Here is an 18293-nt window from a genome sequence, read left to right on the forward strand (position 1 = left end):
GCTATCTCAATAATAGAAGCTGATGTTTGACTTTTACCTGTAAAAAGAAGCAGAAATCCATGGGATATTGTATTTTTCTTTCATTTTTCTGCAAAGTGTTATTAAAGATTTTGAACAGTTTATAACATTAAGTTTTGCACGGTGGGCTGTTTTTATTTTTGCGATTCTACCATCACCACTCAAAGTACTAAGAACTCTTATACCAATTTTTTCCAAAATAGGGGTAATTTGCCACAAATCACCTGTAACATTATAATTTCCTATAATATTAATATCATAAGGCGTTGTAAAATCTGGCTCTTTTGTGCCTATTAGATGTTCTAACACATCTTCTCCGGCAAGCCTTGAGCCAAGATTTTTACTACCTACAAAACCAGGTGCATGCACAGGGACTATAGGAATATTATATTTTTCACTGTTTATTTTACATATTGAATCAATATCATCCCCTATAAGAGCTGTTACACAGGTTGAATAAACAAAAATAGCCTCTGGAGTATATTTTCCCATTATATATTCAATCGATTTTTTAAGGCGTTTATTACCTCCAAAAATTATATCATTTGTTGTAATACCTGTTGTAAATCCCATATATGTAAAATTTGCTTTTTCATATGAGCTTGGAGTTAGTCTTGTTTCCCATGAAGCACCAAGGCATGTTTGAGGACCATGTACTAAATGAATAGCATCAGCAAAAGGAAATAGTGAAATTTGTGCACCTTCAAAAGCACATCCTCCTGCACCAAGACCAGGTTTTGTTATATTACAACCTTGTTTTTTATTTTTTGAATGTTCACAAGCACTTTCATTTAACAATTCTTTTATTTTTTTTCTTCCAAGCATATTAACTCCTTAGTAGTTGTATAATTAGAAATATGCATTTTTTATTCTATATTCTATATTTGTATTGAAATAAATTAAATAAGAAGTTAAAAAAAATAAAAAAATTTCCCAAAAAGGGAAGATTATCTTATTAAATCGAAAAAATAATCTGTTGTTGCAATACCTTTTGTCTCTTCATCAAGTCTATCAAGAACGCCATTTACTATCCAAGTTAATAAATTTAACGCACCATCATATCCGCTCATAGAATATCTGTGTAAATGATGTCTGTCAAATATAGGAAACCCTATACGAATAAGAGGTGTTCCAGTATCTCTATAAAGCTCTTTTCCATAAGAATTACCAATCATAAAATCAACTGGTTCAGTAAAAAGTAAACTTCTCATATGCCATAAATCTTTTCCAGCCCATACATGTAAATCATCTTTTGCCTTAGATGTGTCAAGTAATGCTCTCATTTCTTCTTCCCATCCTTTAGGAGCATTGTTACATAATACATGTGTTGGTTCAGCACCCATTTCTAGTAAAAAGCTAACTGTACCAAGTAAAAAGTCAGGATCACCCCAAATAGCAATTTTTTTACCATGCATATATGGATAACTATCCTGCATAGCATCTACAAGTCTTCCTCTTTGAAGTTTCAAAGATTCAGGAACCTCTTTTCCTGTAAGCTCAGATATTTTCATTATAAAATCATCTGTTCCTTTTAATCCTATAGGATTTGCAAAAACTTTTTCTTGTTTCCATATTTTCGAAAGTTTCATCGTTTTTTTAGTGGCATATTTTTGCAATGAAATTGTTGCTTTTGAATTGGCACAATCTTTTGTATCATCAAGTTTTGTACCACCTGCAAACATTTTATAATTCCCAGATGGCGTATCAAATTGATCAGAATGATCACCCAAAATAAGATAATCATATCCAAACTCTTCAAGGATATTTTTGATGGATCTAATACTTCCTACATAAGATTCAAATCCAGGAATAATATTTATTCTCTCTTTTTTATTTACTTTATCAACATTTCCTTCTGTAAGCTGACCCAAAATACCATGCATCATATTATCATATCCGGTAATATGACTACCAGTAAATGATGGAGTATGAGCATAAGGTATTGGCATATCTTTTGGAATATATTCTCCACCATCTTCTTGTTTTGCTCCATCAATAAAAGATTTTAAATCATCCCCAATTACTTCTGCCATACATGTTGTTGATACAGCAATCATATCAGGTTTATAAAGGGCACAACAGTTTTTAAGCCCATCTTTCATATTAGCTAAACCTCCAAAAACCGCTGCATCTTCTGTCATAGAATCACTAACACATGGTGTTGGTTCTTTGAAATGTCTTGTAAAATATGACCTAAAATATGAAACACATCCATGACTTCCGTGAACATATGGCATTGTGTTTTCAAATCCTAGTGCTGCCATTACAGCTCCCAATGGTTGACATGCTTTTGCAGGATTAATTGTAATAGCTTCTCTTGCAAAGTTTTTTTCTCTATATTCCCAAGTTTTTGTCCATTCGGAAATTTCTTTTAATTTTTCAGGATTAGTTGCTCCTGCAATACTTTCAAACTCTTTTTTATTTTTTAAAAGTTCTTGGTATTCAGGTTTTAAAAATAGCTTCTGTCCATCTACTATATTTTCTACATTTTGCATTTTTCTTCTCCTTTATTTTCCCATGGTGCATCATTTATTTTCCAAACAGGAGAATTAATAGCAAGGTCCATATCTGCTGCAAAAATAGCAAAACCATCATATCCGTGATAAGGACCACTATAATCCCATGAGTGCATTTGTCTATATGGAAGCCCCATTTTTTGGAATACATATTTTTCTTTAATACCAGAACCTACAAGATCTGGATGTAATTTTTTAGCAAAAGCTTCAAATTCATATTCATTTACATCATCATAAATAATAGTAGCATGACCAATATCTTTTTTTGTTTTTTCATAATCATCATCATGACCAAACTCATAACCGGTTCCTATAACTTCCATTCCCAAATCTTCATAGGCACCTATTGTATGCCTTGGTCTAAGACCTCCTACAAAAAGCATTACCTTTTTACCTTCAAGTCTTGGTTTGTATTTTGCTATAACAGCATCTGCCATAGAACGATATTTTTCAATAACTTTTTCAGCATTTTCCTGAATTTTTTCATCAAAAAATGAAGCTACTTCTCTAATAGATTTTTCTATATTTGTTGGACCAAAGAAATTAAATTCAATCCAAGGGATTCCATATTCTCTTTCTACATGTCTTGCAATATAATTCATAGAACGATAACAATGCAAAAGATTTAATTTAACTTTAGATGTTTGTGCCATCTCTTTTAAAGTTGCATCTCCTGTCCATTGAGAAACAACTCTAAGACCCATATCTTCAAGTAAAATTCTGCTTGACCATGCATCACCACCAACATTATAATCTCCAAGAATTGCTACATCATAAGGACCAGGCTCTATTTCTTTTCCATATGCTGGAATTTCAGGATCAATCACATAATCTCTCATAACATCATTTGCAATATGATGTCCTAATGATTGAGAAACACCCCTAAATCCTTCACAGCTTGTAGGGACAATAACTTTGCCTGATTTTTTAGAATAAACTTTTGATGTTGATTGTATATCATCACCTATTAAACCTACTGGGCATTCGGATTGAACAGTAATACCTCTATTGAGAGGGAAAAGTTCATCAATTTCTTCAAAACATTTCATAAGTTTTTTATCACCGCCCAAAACAATGTCTTTTTCTTGAAAATCAGAAGTAAAATCCATTGTTGCAAATGTATCGACCCCTGTTGTACCTATATAATAGTTTCTTCTACCTGCACGGGAGTATTGGCCGCAACCTATAGGACCATGTGAAATATGAATCATATCTTTAACTGGCCCCCATACAACACCTTTACTTCCAGCATAAGCACAACCTCTTTGACTCATAACACCCGGAACTGTTTTTTTATTACTTCTTACATTTCCTGCTGTTTTTTGACTTTCATCTTCTGGAGTTGCAACACCTAAATGCCTTGAACGGTTTTTTGCCGCTTTTTTAGGATATACACTTAACACCTCTTCTACTATAGATTTTTGTTTATCTTTTAATGTGTCTAAACCCATATGTTCTCCTTTTAATGTTTTATATATTTTTATTTAAGCAACTTCAATACGAAAAAGAGCCATAGAGTCAAATTTTTTACAAAGTTTCATAGTCTCATTATCACTATCAAGTCTTTTTGAAAGTTCAGAAATTTGATAACGATTTGTATAAATCATATAATTTGTCTCTGCAGTTTTTGCATAATGAGCTAATGCTTTAAACATAAAAGTATCTTTGTTTGTATAAGTTAATTCTTTTTTTTGGCCATATTCTTCCATTGTAAGTTTTATTTCATTTACATCACTGAAATCAACACCTGAGTTATCTAATTTTTCAATAACTTTTTCATCTGGAACATTATTTCCCATTTCTGCTGGGAAGTAAAAACCTAAAATAAACATAATAATTCTCCTTTTTTTTCTTTTTTTCATTATGAGATTTTGTAAAGAATTATTTCTTTACAAAATTTTGACTTAAGCCTCAGCTGATTGACCAATTTCATCTTCTAATACTTCTTCTTCTAAACCAAATTCCATTAATAAGTCTTCCAAATCATCCATTTCAAGAGGAGTTGGAATAACTTTTAAATCATTTTTAATAATTTTTCTTGCAAGTTCTTTATATTCTAATGCTTGATCAGATGAAGGGCTATATTCAACAACAGTCATTCTTCTAAGTTCAGCATGTTGAACAATATTATTTCTTGGAACAAAATGTATCATGTGAGTACCAAGTTTACGAGCAAGTGCCCATGCAAGGTCATATTCTCTATCAGTCATTCTTGCATTACAAATAAGTCCCGCAAGTCTAACTCCACCAGTGTTTGCATACTTTAAAATACCTTTTGAAATATTGTTTGCAGCATACATAGCCATCATTTCACCAGACATAACTATATAAATTTCTTGTGCTTTACCCTCACGAATAGGCATAGCAAATCCACCACAAACAACATCTCCTAAAACATCATAAGATACAAAATCTAAACCATCTTTCTCATAAGCACCTTCTTCTTCAAGAAAATTAATTGCGGTAATAACACCTCTTCCTGCACAACCAACACCAGGTTCCGGTCCACCTGATTCAGCACAATCTATCCAACCACCTGGTGTATCTGGAGTAAACATTCCAGCCCCATATTTTAATGCATCTTCAAGTTCTAAATCTTCAACAGTTCCTAATTCAGCAGCCATTGATAAAATAGTATTTTGTGCTTTTTCATGTAAAATAAGTCTTGTAGAATCAGCTTTTGGATCACAACCAACTATCATTATATTTTTATCAAAATAATGAGCCATAGAAGCTAATGTATTTTGAGAAGTAGTAGATTTACCAATTCCACCTTTTCCATAAAATGCAATTTGTCTTAATTCAGCCATTTTTTTCTCCTTAATTTTTAATCTCATTTAACTATAGTGCATAATGTATTCCATCTTTTTATGCTAAAAAATTAAAAAACAAACAAAATATTTATAAAAGATAATAAAATAAAAACAATTTTGTAGAAAAAGGGAGAAAGGATTAAGGTTTGTAATGAAAAATTTTTAGGTTAGTTTGGTAAAAACCTCTTTTTATATAAAATATATGTGCATTTTCATTATTAATATCTGCTGCAAGTTGTATTCGCTTATATCCAAGTTGTTGGGCAATAGAGCGAATTTTATTTAATAATCTACTTCCTATTCCCATATTATGGTAATCTTTTTTTATAATTAAATCTTCAATCTGTCCTATATAATTACCTTCTGCACTTGAAATAAGCCTTTGCATTGTAACCATTCCAACAACTTTATCATTATGTTTCGCAACTAACAAAACATTACTTTTTTGTTCTAACAATTTTGTAATACCTGTTAGCTGTTTATTAAAATCTGCCTCGAAATCTTTTTCTATTGAAAAAAGTTCATCTATTAAATGAGCCATTTGGGGAAGATCAAATTCTTTAGCCTCTTCAACAATAATTCCTTTTTTCATTTTAATATCACAAATTTTAGGATGTAAAACATTAATTACTCTTTTTGCATGCTCTTTAAGAGGATTTCCTTCAATATATAAAATTTTTAAATTATTTAAATTTGCTAAATTATCTGGTAAATCTTTTATATTGTTATCATCAATATTTAATTCTTCAAGTTTGCTATATTGTATAATTTCTTCAGGGATTTGAATAATTTCATTTGATGTATAACATAAATTTTTAATTTCTATGGATTTAAACATTAAAAATTCTTTTATCCCACATCCTTCAGCCGAAAAAACTTTTAAATATGGTGCAAAATCATCACTTAAAGAAATTTTTTGTATAGGATTATTATCAATTGTTAAGTTTTCTAAATCCTGCATTTCTTTTAATCTTAATTCCATAATTTGATTATCGCTTAAATCTAATTCTTCCAAAGAAAGTTTATAGATTTCTTTAGAAATTTTGTTTATTTGATTATCTTGAACATCTAAGACATTTAAAGAGATTAAATATGAGATATTGTCTGGAATTTCTTCAATTAAATTTGAAGAAATATTAAATCTTTCTACATTACAAAGAGTTTTACAAAGCGAAGAAATATCTTTTATAAAATTATTGGATATATTTAAAACTCTTAAATTATTATTAAATGCTATACTCTTAAATTCATTAAGCTTATTTAAACTTAAATTTAAAACTCTTAAATTTAGACATTTAGGGATAATATCACTTTTTTCTATTAAATTACTACTAGCATTTAAAGAACTTAAATTTAAATGTTCTAAAACTTCAGGTAATATTTTAAAATAATTTTTGCTAATATTTAAATTTATAAGTTTTTTTAAATTTTTAATATTTTCAGGTAAAAACTCTAATAAGTTATTACTTAAATCTAATGTAATCAGATTTTCAAGTATTCCTATATGTTCAGGAATTTCTTTTATTTGTTTTGAATTTAGATTTATTCTTTTTATATCTAGAGGATTATTAATATTTTTATCTATTGCTTCATATTTAATAAGCCAATTTTTGAGTTCATACCAATCATTATTCATTTTATTCTCCTTGGGCTATTTTTCTTATTCTTTCCAGTCTTTTTTCTATCAACATTTCAATTTCTTCTAAATCATATTTTCCAAATTGTTTCATATCATATAATTTCTTCAATGCCTCTCTACAGCAACATCTGTTACATTCTGTTACCAGTTTTTTTGCTTTTTTAAAAGGCAAAGAAGTATTTTCAAAAATTTCAATTGCTTGGGATACATTTTTTTCACCACATTCACAAATTTCCATTTGTAAAATTTCTTCTTTTGTTCTCATTTTCCTAGCTCTTTTCTTAATTCTTTTTTATCCATATTTATCATAATAATATTTTTTTTATAAACATATATATTTTTTATAATAATCAATAAGTTCATTAGTATTTAAGACTTTTTTTCTTTTAGTAACTATCTTTCTTATTTTTGGGACTAAATTTCTCAAAACATCTCTTTTTGCTTCTATACCGACAGCTTTTAAGTGATATAGAAGTGTAGAAGAGCCTGAATGTTTACCTATAGGAAATTCTCTTTTTGCACCGACTTCCTCAGCTTCAAAAGGTTCATAAGCTTTTTTGTTTTTTATCACACCATCGGCATGTATTCCACTTTCATGAAAAAAAAGTCTTTCCCCAATTATTGGCGTATTTGGTGCAATTTCAATATTGGCAGCTTTACTTACGATATCACTTAATTCTCTAATAGATTTAGAATCTATATCTATTTTTTTTGCATATAAATGTTTTAAAGACATTAAAATTTGTTCAAATGAGGCATTTCCTGCTCTTTCTCCTAAACCTATAACCGTTGTATTTGCACTTATGGCACCAGCTTCAAAACCACTTAAAGCATTTGCATTAGCTAATCCAAAATCATTATGTGTATGCATTTCTATTGGTAAAAGATTTAATGAAGAGAGTTTTTTAATGATATTATAAGTTTTTAAAGGAGTTAATATTCCTACAGTATCACAATATCTAAATCTATCGGCTCCGAGTTCATGGCCTAGTTTCATAATTTCGGTTATAAATTCAATATTAGCTCTTGATGAATTTTCTGCTCCTATACATACAAAAAGTCCCTCTTTTTTTGCCTCGCTTATTGTTTTTTTAAGATTATTTAATAATTTATTTTTATTTCCTTTAAATTTAATATCTATTAATAAATCAGATACTGGAATAGATAAATCAACAGCTTTTACACCACATTTAATAGATGCTTCTAAATCTTTCATTGTAGCTCTATTCCATGTCATCATACGAACCCCTAATCCTAAAGAAAGCAACTCTTTTATATCTTTTTTTTCTTGATTTCCCATAGCAGGAATACCTATTTCAAGCTCATTAGCACCACTTTTAACAAGCATTTTTGCAATTGTGATTTTTTCTTTTGTATTAAAAGCAACATAAGGAGCCTGCTCTCCATCTCTCAATGTTGTATCATTTATAATCATTAGTTTACCTCCATTTCTTCAACCTCTTCAACTAAATTAAAGTATTTTCTTGTGGCTTTTAAAACCGATATTTTTATAGGCTCAAAAGCAAAATTGTCATCTACTGTAATTCCAGCTTCTTTTAAATCATTTTTAGGTATTTGACCTATTTTTGCTGTTAAAAGTAATTCACAGTCTTTTAGTATATTTGTTATTTCATTCATAGGATTATTAAATTCAGTAGCTTCTGAATATGCACTATTTATTTTTCTGTGTTGTATAAATGTAACTCCATTATCTCCTGCTTTATAAATCAAAAATTCTTTAGTAGAGCCAAAATGTTGATTAATTATACCTTCTCCAGCAGTTGTAACTGCAACTAAAATAGTTTTATTGTCTGAGCTTAAATTTTTTTCTATCTGCTCCATTTTTTTATTAGCACTTTCTAAAATTTTTCTCCACTCTTCTATTTTTTGATGAGCCTCTTTTCTATTTTCAATATTGTAATGTTTTTCAAGTTCTTCAAAATTCTTATTTACAAATACATCTTTTGTAAATTCAGCGCCTCTGTCTTCTCCTATTAGCCCCACAGCATCAGCTCTACATTGTCTGCAGTGTTTCATTAATTTTACATCTACGCCACAGGCCTTTTGAGTTTCCATAACTTGTTGTGGAGTTGCGCTAGGAACTCCTTCTAATCCAAATTTAGTCCCAAATTCAGGTTCAGAAATAAGTGGCATAATATTGTGCAAAAATACACCAAGTTCTTTTAATTTTTTACCAACTTTAGGTAAATGTTTATCATTTATTCTAGGAATTAAAACAGAATTAGCTTTAATTAAAATTCCTTTTTCAACGCATTTTTTAATACCTTCAAGCTGTCTTTGAAGTAAAATTTTTGCTGCTTCTTTACCAAAATATCTTTTGTGGTTATAATAAATCCAAGAATATATTTTTGAGCCTATTTCACCAGTTTCATCAACACTGTTTATTGTAACTGTTACATGATCAACTCCATATTTTACAAGCTCATCCACATAATTTGGAAGAACTAATCCATTTGTTGAAAGACACAGTTTAAGATCAGGTGTTTTTTCTCTAGCAAGTCTTAAAGTTTCAAATGTTTTTTTTGGATTTGCCAATGCATCACCAGGACCTGCAATACCTAAAACACTGAGGCGTTTAACCTCTCCTCCTACATAAAGTACTTTTTTTATTGCTTCTTCTGGGGTCATTCTTTCACTTGTAACTCCAGGACGGCTTTCATTAGAGCAATCATATTTTCTATTACAGTAATTACACTGAATATTACATGCAGGTGCTACCGCCGCATGAATACGCGCATAATGATGATGTGCATCTTCACAATAACAAGGGTGATTATTTATTTTTTCTTTTATATTCTCAGGTACAAATTTATTGTTTATTGAATTCATTTTATTTCCTTTATTAAAAACTATTTTATTGTTTATATGCAATATTTATTCTATATAAATTTTTTTATAGAATAAATATTGCATACTTATTATAAAAAAGGAGATGTTTTGAAAATTAAATATAAAAATAAATTTTATTCTTTAGAAGAGATACCACTTGATATTGGATATAAAGCTGAAGCAGTAACTTTATATGATAAAAACTCAATAACAATTAAAATACCACAAAAATGCAAAAATACTCAGCTTATTATTACTTTACCTTTTATGGATAATAATTTATTGAAAGAAATTATTAATATTGATAAAACTATAGAAGATTTAAATATTCATACATATTTAGTTTTAACAACAGATGAAGAACTTCCTATATTTGAAAATATATTATCTTTAACAGATAGAGAAAGAGAATTAGCTGATATGTATGGTTTATCCCTTAAAGGAGGTATTCTTGAAAAAAAACTTACAAAAGCTCTTATATTAATATCAAAAGATGGAGCTATCTATTATGATGAATATCCAAAAGATATTTATCAAGAATTTAATTTAGAAAAATTAAAAAGAAAAATATTATCTTCAAAAGATATTTATAATAAAAAAGGATGTGAAATATGAATAAATTAATTGAAAAAATAAAAGAAGAAATAAAAAATCAAACAACAATTCCTTATTTAGGTATAGGAATTTTTAAAAATGTTAAAACTAAAGAAGGTGAACAGATACCTTATGATTTTGATTCACTTATTTTAAAAATGAATAACAATAGGCCCATGAGTCCAAGACTTATGTATGAATTCTCAAGAGCCGCTATGCATTTAGAACAAAGAAGAGGTTATGAATATATACAACAGCTTACAAATTTTATATATACCAAATCGTTTGAACCAACTAAGTTACATAAAGAAATTATAAATTTAAATCCGAAATATATAATAGATACGAATAGAGACTTAAAATTTCAAGAAATTCTTTCAAATACACCTTATACTCTTATTGTAGGAAAAGCAAGGATTTTAAATAATGATTATAGATTTGAAATTTACAAATGGGAAGTAAAAACAAAAAAATATATAAAAAGTACTCAAGAAGAGTTGAAAAATGCTACAAAAATTCTTTTTAAGCCTATGGGTTCGCCTCTTCCAAATCCAAGTTTTATTGTTTCAGATGCAGATTATGTAGATTGGTTTACTGAAGCTATGGGCGGATTTGCAGTTCCATCATTTCTAAAAAAATACAGAAAAAGTAAAAAATATCTATTTTTAGGTACTAATTTTTCAACAGATACAGACAGAATGATGGCAAATGAGTTAACTTTGGATTTAGAAGGCGGATATTATGTAAAAGAATCCCCACTGACAAAAAAAGAGGAAAATTTTCTAAAAAAACATAATTTAACCCATATTCCAATATCTCTGGAAGAATTCAACAAATATTTTATAGAAGCATTATAAAAGGTTTAAGATGGATAATGAAAAAATATGTTCATTTTGCGGGAGAAAACAAAATGAAGTTAAAAAAATGTTTTTTATAGAAAAAACAAATGTTTGTAGTGAATGTATAACAACTTATTATAAAATTTTAAAAAGAGAGGCATATTTTGAAAAGCGTAAACAAAATGAATTTAAATTATTAAAACCTGAAAAAATTGTAGAACATCTAGATAAATATATTATAGGCCAAGAGAATGCAAAAAAAGTTTTAGCAGTTGCTTTATATAATCATTATAAAAGAATTGAAAATCCAATATATAATGGTATAGAACTTGAAAAAAGTAATATTATATTGATAGGTCCTACTGGGAGTGGTAAAACACTTCTTGCAAAAACACTTGCTAAAGTTATAAATGTTCCATTTGCAATAGCAGATGCTACTGCTTTAACAGAAGCTGGATATGTAGGAGAAGATGTTGAAAGTATTTTATCAAGACTTCTAATAGCAGCAAGTTACGATATAAAATTAGCTCAAAAAGGAATTATTTATATTGATGAAATAGATAAATTAGCAAAAAAAGGAGAAAGTGCTACTATAGGAAGAGATGTTTCAGGCGAAGGAGTTCAACAAGGGCTTTTAAAAGTATTAGAAGGTTCAGATGTGTATGTGCCAGTAAAAGGTAATAGAAAAAATTCTACAACAGAGACTGTTTTAATGAACACTTCTCAAATTTTATTTATATGTGGAGGAGCATTTATTAATTTAATTACAAATAGTAATAAAAAAAATAATCATAAAATTGGATTTGGAATAAAAAAATCTACCTTAGCTAAAACAGTTGAAGAAAAAATTCAACAAAAAGATTTGATACGTTATGGTATGATACCTGAATTTACGGGAAGAATTCCTGTGATTACTCAATTAAAAGAACTAAAAAAAGAGCAAATGATAAAGATATTAATTGAACCTAAAAATGCAATAATCAAACAGTATCAAGCTTTTTTTGAAATGGATGGAATTGAGCTTGTTGTTGAAGATGACGCCATTGAAGTAATTGCAGAAAAATCTATTTCTACTGGGACAGGTGCTAGAGGACTTAGAGGAATAATAGAAGAAATAATGCTTCCTATTTTATATGCTACACCTACAAAAGAAAACTTACAAACATGTATAATTACAAAAGATTTTGTTACAGGGGAAAGTAAAGAGGCTATTTATATTTTTAAAAAAAGTGAACAATTAAATTAAATATTTTTTTTATCTTTAAATTTTAGGAATCTTTTTGAACTTCTTTACCTATTCCTCTTAATTCTAAAGAAATATCTTTTCTATATTTTTTTTCTCTTAAACTAGGTGTTTTAAGTTTACCACCTTTTGTAGTACTTATTTTATATTTATTATTATTTAAAAAATGACTTTCAAATTCTTTAGTATAAGAATAGTCCCAAGTTATTGTCCCAGTTGATGGGCAAATTGCTGCACATTGAGGATCTTCATACACACCAACACATTCTATACATTTTTCGGGTTGAATATAATAACGTTTCTTTCCTGTAGGATTTTAAAAATCACTAACAATTGCATTTACTGGACAAACTTGTAAACATGCATCACAATTTACACAACTTTTTTCTATAATTACAGCCATTTTTTCTCCTTAATTATAAAGTTTTAGTGTTTTTCCAACACTTATATATTCTTTTCTTTGATCAATGGTAATATTTTCCCTGTAAGGTTTTGGTGAAACTTTGGGAGACATAAGTCCTTTTTTCTTGTGTACCCTTATTACATAATTGTCATTGTTTACAAAATAGTCATTAAATTCTTCTATATAAGGAAAATCCCATAAGATACAATTTTCAATAGGACAAATATCTGCACATTTAGGAACTGCTGAATTGACACATTCAATACATTTTTCTGGTTTTACATAAGTATGCTCTGCAAATTCCAAAGGCGAATTATCTACACTTACTATTGCTGTTGCAGGACATTCGTCTATACACGCCTCACAGTTTGTACACAAATCAGTAATCATTACCGCCATTTTGACTCCTTTTATATATCCTCAAAAGCCATATCGGAGGATTATTTTTTAACATATTCTGAATTTTTTCAATTACATCTCTAATATCTTCATTTTCTTTTACTTTTACAGGGAAAACATTAAAAGAGTTAGCTATTTTAGAAGCACCAGGGCCAATTTGCACACAGTATAATAAATCACACTCTTTTAATTTTCCAAATTTAAATAAAAGTTTTTCATTCTCTTTTTCAGGCTCGTTTACAGATTCTATTTTTTTAATAAATTTACTTTTATTTTTATCTATTTCATAAATATAAAAAAATTTACACCAACCAAAATGCTCGTTAATTTTTTCCCCGTTATTAGATGCAAAAGCTATAACCATATTTTAAGCTTTAAAAAATTTTAAAACCGCAGAGTGTGCTTTTCTCTCTTCTACCGATACAGATTCAATAAAAGGTTTTTCTTTTATTGAAGGAAGCATTAAACCTTTTTTCTTATGAACTCTTATTTTATAAACGCCTTCATTGTTACCTTTTCCATAATATTCACTAAATTCTTTTATATATGGCAAATCCCATACAATACATCCTTCTGTAGGACATGCTTCAACACATCTAGGTACATCTGCGTGACCAACACATTCAACGCAGTTTTCAGGTTTTACATAAAAATGTTCCCCCATATATGGATTTCTATCTTTTGAATCATCTAAGATTGCCGCAACAGGGCACGCTTCTGCACAATCTCCACAGTTTATGCAAGCTTCCGTTATCATAACAGCCATTTTTACTCCTTTATTGATATTTAAAAAACATTATGCAATTTTTATTCTAAAATAAATATAAAATAATATTTTTATCAATTAATTGTTCAAAATATTTTATTATCATATCTGCGGTAGTAGTTTTACCAAATGAACAGCCTGAGCATGCCCCTATATAATGGAGCCAAATTTCTGGAATTTTCCCTGGAATATATTCAATAAGTTCAATTCCACCACCATCTTTTTGTAATATAGGAATAATTTCATTTTTCAACAAATCAATAATTTTTTCTTTTTGTTCATTTTCATCCAATTTTCTAAATTTTTCATTCAAATCAGTGTCTAAATTTTTATTACTAACATATGTTATAATCTGTTGTGCCTGTGGATGACCATTGTATGCAGCTTTTATAAAATATTTCATTGCTTTACTTATATCTTTTTGTTTATAAAAAAGTGCTAATTTAAACTGTGAATTTTTTTCATTCAACTTTGCCGCTTTTTCGTAATATTCAACAAATTTTTTGTTATTTTCTTTTTCATAAATATTTGCTAAATAAAAAATCCCTTTTGATTCGTTAAATTCAGCCGCTTTTTTAAAATATTCTTTTGCTTTTTCAATATCCTTTTTACATCCTAATCCTTTTAGATAAAATATTCCTAAATTAACCAATGATTTTGGATTGTAGGATTCTAGAAAATATTCTATTGCTTTATTATAATTTTTTGTTTCATATTCCTTAATACCTTTTTTAAACATTTTCATAGTAGTCCTTTTCCAATTTTATATGCAATTTATATTCTAAATTTTTAAAACAAGCTGAGCCAAAAAAATTGTAATTACCAAAGACATTGGATAAACAGCTGTATAAGCTATAGAAGGATAATCCGATTTTGAAACAGAATTTACAACGCTCAATGTAGGAGTTGATGTCATTCCTCCAGATAAAACACCTAAAATGTTTAAAAAATTCATTTTTAAAAAAATTCTACATATAAAAGCAACAAAAAAAAGTGAAAATGTAATGGAAAACAACCCAATATATATCGGTAAAAATCCGTTTTTGGAAAGTTCTTCCAAAAGATATTTTCCGGCATTTGTTCCGATAGCTACCATAAATATTAACTGTCCGGAAGTTTTCAATAGACTATTTGAATTAGGGGAAAGTTGAAAAACAATATTTCCTATTCTTCCTATTCTCCCTAGAATTAAAGCCGTAATTAATATACCTCCTACAAAACTAAGTTTAATCTCTCCTATAAACGGTAAATATAAAGGTATACTCCCCAAAGCTATGCCAAAAATTATACCTAAGGATATAGATAAAAAATCTGCTGCAGGATATTTTAAGAGATTATTTCCTATAAGTTTTGTAATTCTTTGTCCATATTCCTCAGGAGCAACTACATAAAGTTTATCGCCAAGCATTAATGTTAATGACGGATGAGGTTTTATATCTATCCCTGCTCTTCCTACTTTTGTTACAACAGCTCTAAGGGATTTTAATTCTTTTATACTTCCTATTTTTTTACCAATAATATTTTTGGATGTTAGAAGTAATTTAAAAATTTTCATATCATCGTGAAATTTATAAGCATCTCCTATTTCATTTCCAAGTATAATACGTAAAGATTCTAGTTGTTCTTTGCTGCCAGAAGCCCTTACTATATTGTTATAATGTAGATAGATATCTTTTTTTTCTTCTAAATCTTCTAAATTTTGCGATTCAACTCTTTCTATAATAGTTGATGTTATTTTTTCTACTTGGGATTTTTTAATAGGTCGTTTTTTAAAATTTTCATTTGTAATTTTGAAATTTTTTGTAAGAATTAAAGGACTTTTTTCTTTTTTTTCTTTTTCATAATTTTCAACTTCTTTATTTAAATCCACTCTAAATATAACAGGTAACATTCTTATAAAAAATATAGTAACAAAAATACTAAAAGGATAAACAGCTCCAAATATAATAGAAATTATAGGATCGTTTTTTACTTCAAGTGCACTTGCAAGTGAAGGAATATTAGTTAGTGAACCTGTAAGAATTCCATCTATAACACTTTTTTTTAAATTAAAATAATTACCTAGAAAATATATACATATAAAAATACTAAGTAATAAAATAACAGCAATAATATTTAATTTAATTCCTTCACTTTTGATTATTTCAAAAAAACCAGGGCCTGATTGAAGACCTACAGCGTAAATAAAAATAGCCAAACCGAAAAGCTTAAAATTATCAGAAATAATCATACCAAAATGCCCAGCAATTAATGCAACTAGGAAAATAGCAGTAATGTCTAAAGAAAAACCATTAATTTTTATATTTCCTATAATATATCCAATAGAGATGATAAAAAAAAGATAAAATATTTCACTGTTTATCATTGTATGCCTTAAGTTTTTAATTTCGTTTTTCTTTCTAATATGTATATGCAATTTTTATTCTACGCTTAAATAAGTGTTAAATAATTATATATATCATTAAGAAAAAACTTTATATAATTTTTTACTTAATATATTTAGTGAAGAATTTAAAAATTTCTTAAATTGATTGTTTTTTAATCAAAAAAAATCTATTTTTTTTACTTTTTTTTGTTATTTTATTAAACATATTATTTTTTAATAATAATAAAGGAAAACTAATGCCTAATAATAATTTTTTGGAAAAATGTAAAGAATGTAAGGCTTTACATTCATATGAACAAATGAAACAGTTGTATGAAATAGCAAATCTTTTAAATAGTTATGAAGATATGGAAAAAAGCATTGAAAAAAGTATGAAATTACTAAAAAACGAGCAATATTTTGAAAGATGCTCCCTTTTTATTTATGAAAGTGAAACAAATTATCTCTCATTATTTACATCAGTAGGACTTACTCCTCAACAGAAAAAATTAGCTGTATATAAACTAGGAGAAGGAGCTACTGGACTTGCTGCTAAAGCAAAAGAACCTATTGTTATAGAAAATATTCACAATAATATTATTTATTTAAATAAAATGGGGACAAGAAACACATCTATTATTTCATATGTAGCTGTCCCAATTATTAGACAAAATAGAATATTGGGTGTTGTTTCAGTTAATTTAGTTAAAAAAAGTAAAATCAATTTTGAAGAAATTATAACAATGATGACAATATTTGGTTCTTTATCAATCAGTGCAATAAATTATAGAAAAAAAATTGAAAAAGAAAAAGAAAACTTAAAAGAGCTTAATGTATATTATAAAAAAGAAGTATTTAAAGAATATCAATTCGAAAATATAATAGCTAAAAGCACAAAAATGAAAAAGATTTTTAATTTAGTTGAAAAAATAGCCCCAAGTGATGCTACAGTACTTATTAGGGGTGAAACTGGAACAGGAAAAGAACTTATTGCAACAGCAGTTCATAATTTAAGTAAAAGAAAAAATGGGCCATTAATAAAATTAAATTGTGCTGCAATTAGTGAAACACTTCTGGAATCAGAACTTTTTGGTCATGAAAAAGGAGCTTTTACCGATGCAAAAGAATCTAAAAAAGGACGATTTGAACTCGCTAATAAAGGAACATTGTTTCTTGATGAAATAGGAGACATATCACCAAATATGCAAGTTAAATTATTAAGAGTATTACAAGAACAAGAATTTGAGCGAGTAGGGGGAGTTAAAACAATAAAAACTGATGTAAGATTGATAGCAGCAACAAACAGAAATTTAGAAAAAATGGTTGAAAATAATGAATTTAGAAAAGATTTATATTACAGATTAAATGTAATACCTATTAATCTCCCACCTTTAAGAGAAAGATATGAAGATGTATCTTTACTTATAAATTATTATTTAAATAAAAATATGAAAGAAAATAATAAAAATATGTTTTTTAGTAAAGAAGCTATGGAATTACTTCTTCAATATCCATGGCCAGGAAATATACGTGAGCTTCAGAATATTATGGAAAGAATTACACTTATTTGTTATAATGGTGAAATTAAACCTGAAATGCTTGATTCTATACTTCCATATGATTTTCAAAAACTTTATCTAAAAGAAAATAAAATTAAAAATTTAGAACAACCTAAACAAAAACAAAAAATTTCTACAAAAAAAGAATTACAAGAAATGGAAAAAGAAGCTATAATAGAAGCGCTAACTAAAAGTAATGGAGTTCAAACAAAAGCAGCGAAACTCCTTGGAATTACTACAAGACAAATAGGATATAAAATACAAAAATATAATCTCAAATTATAAGAAG

20 protein-coding genes are annotated in these 18293 nt (G+C 27.9%); 4 read left to right on the top strand and 16 right to left on the bottom strand.

Going from position 1 to position 18293, the window contains the following annotated elements:
* Positions 1-33: 33 nt before the first annotated feature.
* The 9 genes from ACZ5OA_RS00245 to nifB form a co-directional block, all read right to left on the bottom strand.
* Positions 34-843: a nitrogenase component 1 gene (locus ACZ5OA_RS00245; RefSeq protein ID WP_464907533.1), complete on the bottom strand. Its 810-nt coding sequence runs from the start codon at positions 841-843 to the stop codon at positions 34-36.
* A gap of 122 nt (positions 844-965) precedes the next feature.
* Entirely contained in the window at positions 966-2513 is a 1548-nt protein-coding gene (gene nifK / locus ACZ5OA_RS00250; protein ID WP_464907534.1) for a nitrogenase molybdenum-iron protein subunit beta, read from the bottom strand.
* Positions 2501-3985, bottom strand: a complete 1485-nt coding sequence (nifD, locus tag ACZ5OA_RS00255; RefSeq protein WP_464907535.1) for a nitrogenase molybdenum-iron protein alpha chain — start codon at positions 3983-3985, stop codon at positions 2501-2503. Before nifD ends, nifK begins: the two co-directional genes overlap by 13 nt.
* Before the next feature lie 33 nt (positions 3986-4018).
* Complete coding sequence (locus ACZ5OA_RS00260; RefSeq protein WP_464907536.1) at positions 4019-4366, bottom strand: hypothetical protein; 348 nt, start codon at positions 4364-4366, stop codon at positions 4019-4021.
* A 72-nt stretch (positions 4367-4438) separates the two neighbouring features.
* A complete protein-coding gene (nifH, locus tag ACZ5OA_RS00265) occupies positions 4439-5344 on the bottom strand; it encodes a nitrogenase iron protein (RefSeq protein WP_464907537.1) in 906 nt (301 codons plus the stop codon).
* Positions 5345-5486: 142 nt separating this feature from the next.
* Positions 5487-6983: a GNAT family N-acetyltransferase gene (locus ACZ5OA_RS00270; RefSeq protein WP_464907538.1), complete on the bottom strand. Its 1497-nt coding sequence runs from the start codon at positions 6981-6983 to the stop codon at positions 5487-5489.
* Position 6984: 1 nt separating this feature from the next.
* Positions 6985-7251, bottom strand: coding sequence for a hypothetical protein (locus tag ACZ5OA_RS00275; RefSeq protein WP_464907539.1), 267 nt, complete (start codon positions 7249-7251; stop codon positions 6985-6987).
* 57 nt (positions 7252-7308) lie between these two features.
* Positions 7309-8421 carry a homocitrate synthase gene (nifV, locus tag ACZ5OA_RS00280; protein WP_464907540.1) on the bottom strand — a complete coding sequence of 371 codons (1113 nt, stop codon included), beginning with the start codon at positions 8419-8421 and terminating at the stop codon, positions 7309-7311.
* Entirely contained in the window at positions 8421-9836 is a 1416-nt protein-coding gene (nifB, locus tag ACZ5OA_RS00285) for a nitrogenase cofactor biosynthesis protein NifB (RefSeq protein ID WP_464907541.1), read from the bottom strand. The genes nifV and nifB overlap by 1 nt, the downstream gene beginning before the upstream one ends.
* Before the next feature lie 108 nt (positions 9837-9944).
* On the opposite strand from nifB, the gene ACZ5OA_RS00290 reads away from it, so the two are divergent.
* Genes ACZ5OA_RS00290 through clpX form a run of 3 tightly spaced genes read left to right on the top strand, consistent with a single transcriptional unit; the run spans position 9945 to position 12515 of the window.
* Positions 9945-10451 (top strand): thioredoxin domain-containing protein, encoded by a 507-nt coding sequence (locus ACZ5OA_RS00290; protein WP_464907542.1) that lies wholly within the window; start codon positions 9945-9947, stop codon positions 10449-10451.
* Positions 10448-11287 carry an SIR2 family protein gene (locus ACZ5OA_RS00295; RefSeq protein ID WP_464907543.1) on the top strand — a complete coding sequence of 280 codons (840 nt, stop codon included), beginning with the start codon at positions 10448-10450 and terminating at the stop codon, positions 11285-11287. The genes ACZ5OA_RS00290 and ACZ5OA_RS00295 overlap by 4 nt, the downstream gene beginning before the upstream one ends.
* Positions 11288-11297: 10 nt before the next feature.
* The gene (gene clpX / locus ACZ5OA_RS00300) at positions 11298-12515 is read left to right on the top strand and encodes an ATP-dependent Clp protease ATP-binding subunit ClpX (RefSeq protein WP_464907544.1); all 1218 of its coding nucleotides are present in this window, start codon (positions 11298-11300) and stop codon (positions 12513-12515) included.
* Positions 12516-12537: 22 nt separating this feature from the next.
* Here clpX and ACZ5OA_RS00305 read toward each other — a convergent pair whose 3' ends face one another.
* Genes ACZ5OA_RS00305 through ACZ5OA_RS00335 form a run of 7 tightly spaced genes read right to left on the bottom strand, consistent with a single transcriptional unit; the run spans position 12538 to position 16445 of the window.
* Positions 12538-12768 carry a hypothetical protein gene (locus ACZ5OA_RS00305; protein WP_464907545.1) on the bottom strand — a complete coding sequence of 77 codons (231 nt, stop codon included), beginning with the start codon at positions 12766-12768 and terminating at the stop codon, positions 12538-12540.
* A gap of 60 nt (positions 12769-12828) precedes the next feature.
* Complete coding sequence (locus tag ACZ5OA_RS00310) at positions 12829-12915, bottom strand: 4Fe-4S binding protein (protein WP_464908302.1); 87 nt, start codon at positions 12913-12915, stop codon at positions 12829-12831.
* Positions 12916-12924: 9 nt separating this feature from the next.
* Entirely contained in the window at positions 12925-13314 is a 390-nt protein-coding gene (locus ACZ5OA_RS00315; RefSeq protein ID WP_464907546.1) for a DUF362 domain-containing protein, read from the bottom strand.
* On the bottom strand, positions 13295-13678 hold the full coding sequence (locus ACZ5OA_RS00320; RefSeq protein WP_464907547.1) for a NifB/NifX family molybdenum-iron cluster-binding protein: 384 nt from the start codon (positions 13676-13678) through the stop codon (positions 13295-13297). Before ACZ5OA_RS00320 ends, ACZ5OA_RS00315 begins: the two co-directional genes overlap by 20 nt.
* 3 nt (positions 13679-13681) lie before the next feature.
* Positions 13682-14080 carry a DUF362 domain-containing protein gene (locus ACZ5OA_RS00325; protein WP_464907548.1) on the bottom strand — a complete coding sequence of 133 codons (399 nt, stop codon included), beginning with the start codon at positions 14078-14080 and terminating at the stop codon, positions 13682-13684.
* 46 nt (positions 14081-14126) lie between these two features.
* Positions 14127-14825, bottom strand: a complete 699-nt coding sequence (locus tag ACZ5OA_RS00330; protein ID WP_464907549.1) for a NifU family protein — start codon at positions 14823-14825, stop codon at positions 14127-14129.
* 36 nt (positions 14826-14861) lie between these two features.
* Positions 14862-16445 (bottom strand): aspartate:alanine exchanger family transporter, encoded by a 1584-nt coding sequence (locus ACZ5OA_RS00335; RefSeq protein ID WP_464907550.1) that lies wholly within the window; start codon positions 16443-16445, stop codon positions 14862-14864.
* Positions 16446-16702: 257 nt separating this feature from the next.
* Here ACZ5OA_RS00335 and ACZ5OA_RS00340 point away from each other — a divergent pair, with 257 nt between their 5' ends.
* Positions 16703-18289, top strand: a complete 1587-nt coding sequence (locus ACZ5OA_RS00340; protein WP_464907551.1) for a sigma-54-dependent Fis family transcriptional regulator — start codon at positions 16703-16705, stop codon at positions 18287-18289.
* Positions 18290-18293 lie beyond the last annotated feature (4 nt).

Source organism: Thioreductor micantisoli, assembly GCF_055392745.1.

Excerpts from the sequence above, each read along its gene's own strand:
- ACZ5OA_RS00245 (WP_464907533.1), bottom strand. The coding sequence starts at position 843 with ATGCTTGGAAGAAAAAAAATAAAAGAATTGTTAAATGAAAGTGCTTGT.
- nifK (WP_464907534.1), bottom strand. The coding sequence starts at position 2,513 with ATGCAAAATGTAGAAAATATAGTAGATGGACAGAAGCTATTTTTAAAA.
- nifD (WP_464907535.1), bottom strand. The coding sequence starts at position 3,985 with ATGGGTTTAGACACATTAAAAGATAAACAAAAATCTATAGTAGAAGAG.
- ACZ5OA_RS00260 (WP_464907536.1), bottom strand. The coding sequence starts at position 4,366 with ATGTTTATTTTAGGTTTTTACTTCCCAGCAGAAATGGGAAATAATGTT.
- nifH (WP_464907537.1), bottom strand. The coding sequence starts at position 5,344 with ATGGCTGAATTAAGACAAATTGCATTTTATGGAAAAGGTGGAATTGGT.
- ACZ5OA_RS00270 (WP_464907538.1), bottom strand. The coding sequence starts at position 6,983 with ATGAATAATGATTGGTATGAACTCAAAAATTGGCTTATTAAATATGAA.
- ACZ5OA_RS00275 (WP_464907539.1), bottom strand. The coding sequence starts at position 7,251 with ATGAGAACAAAAGAAGAAATTTTACAAATGGAAATTTGTGAATGTGGT.
- nifV (WP_464907540.1), bottom strand. The coding sequence starts at position 8,421 with ATGATTATAAATGATACAACATTGAGAGATGGAGAGCAGGCTCCTTAT.
- nifB (WP_464907541.1), bottom strand. The coding sequence starts at position 9,836 with ATGAATTCAATAAACAATAAATTTGTACCTGAGAATATAAAAGAAAAA.
- ACZ5OA_RS00295 (WP_464907543.1), top strand. The coding sequence starts at position 10,448 with ATGAATAAATTAATTGAAAAAATAAAAGAAGAAATAAAAAATCAAACA.
- clpX (WP_464907544.1), top strand. The coding sequence starts at position 11,298 with ATGGATAATGAAAAAATATGTTCATTTTGCGGGAGAAAACAAAATGAA.
- ACZ5OA_RS00310 (WP_464908302.1), bottom strand. The coding sequence starts at position 12,915 with ATGGCTGTAATTATAGAAAAAAGTTGTGTAAATTGTGATGCATGTTTA.
- ACZ5OA_RS00315 (WP_464907546.1), bottom strand. The coding sequence starts at position 13,314 with ATGGCGGTAATGATTACTGATTTGTGTACAAACTGTGAGGCGTGTATA.
- ACZ5OA_RS00320 (WP_464907547.1), bottom strand. The coding sequence starts at position 13,678 with ATGGTTATAGCTTTTGCATCTAATAACGGGGAAAAAATTAACGAGCAT.
- ACZ5OA_RS00325 (WP_464907548.1), bottom strand. The coding sequence starts at position 14,080 with ATGGCTGTTATGATAACGGAAGCTTGCATAAACTGTGGAGATTGTGCA.
- ACZ5OA_RS00330 (WP_464907549.1), bottom strand. The coding sequence starts at position 14,825 with ATGAAAATGTTTAAAAAAGGTATTAAGGAATATGAAACAAAAAATTAT.
- ACZ5OA_RS00335 (WP_464907550.1), bottom strand. The coding sequence starts at position 16,445 with ATGATAAACAGTGAAATATTTTATCTTTTTTTTATCATCTCTATTGGA.
- ACZ5OA_RS00340 (WP_464907551.1), top strand. The coding sequence starts at position 16,703 with ATGCCTAATAATAATTTTTTGGAAAAATGTAAAGAATGTAAGGCTTTA.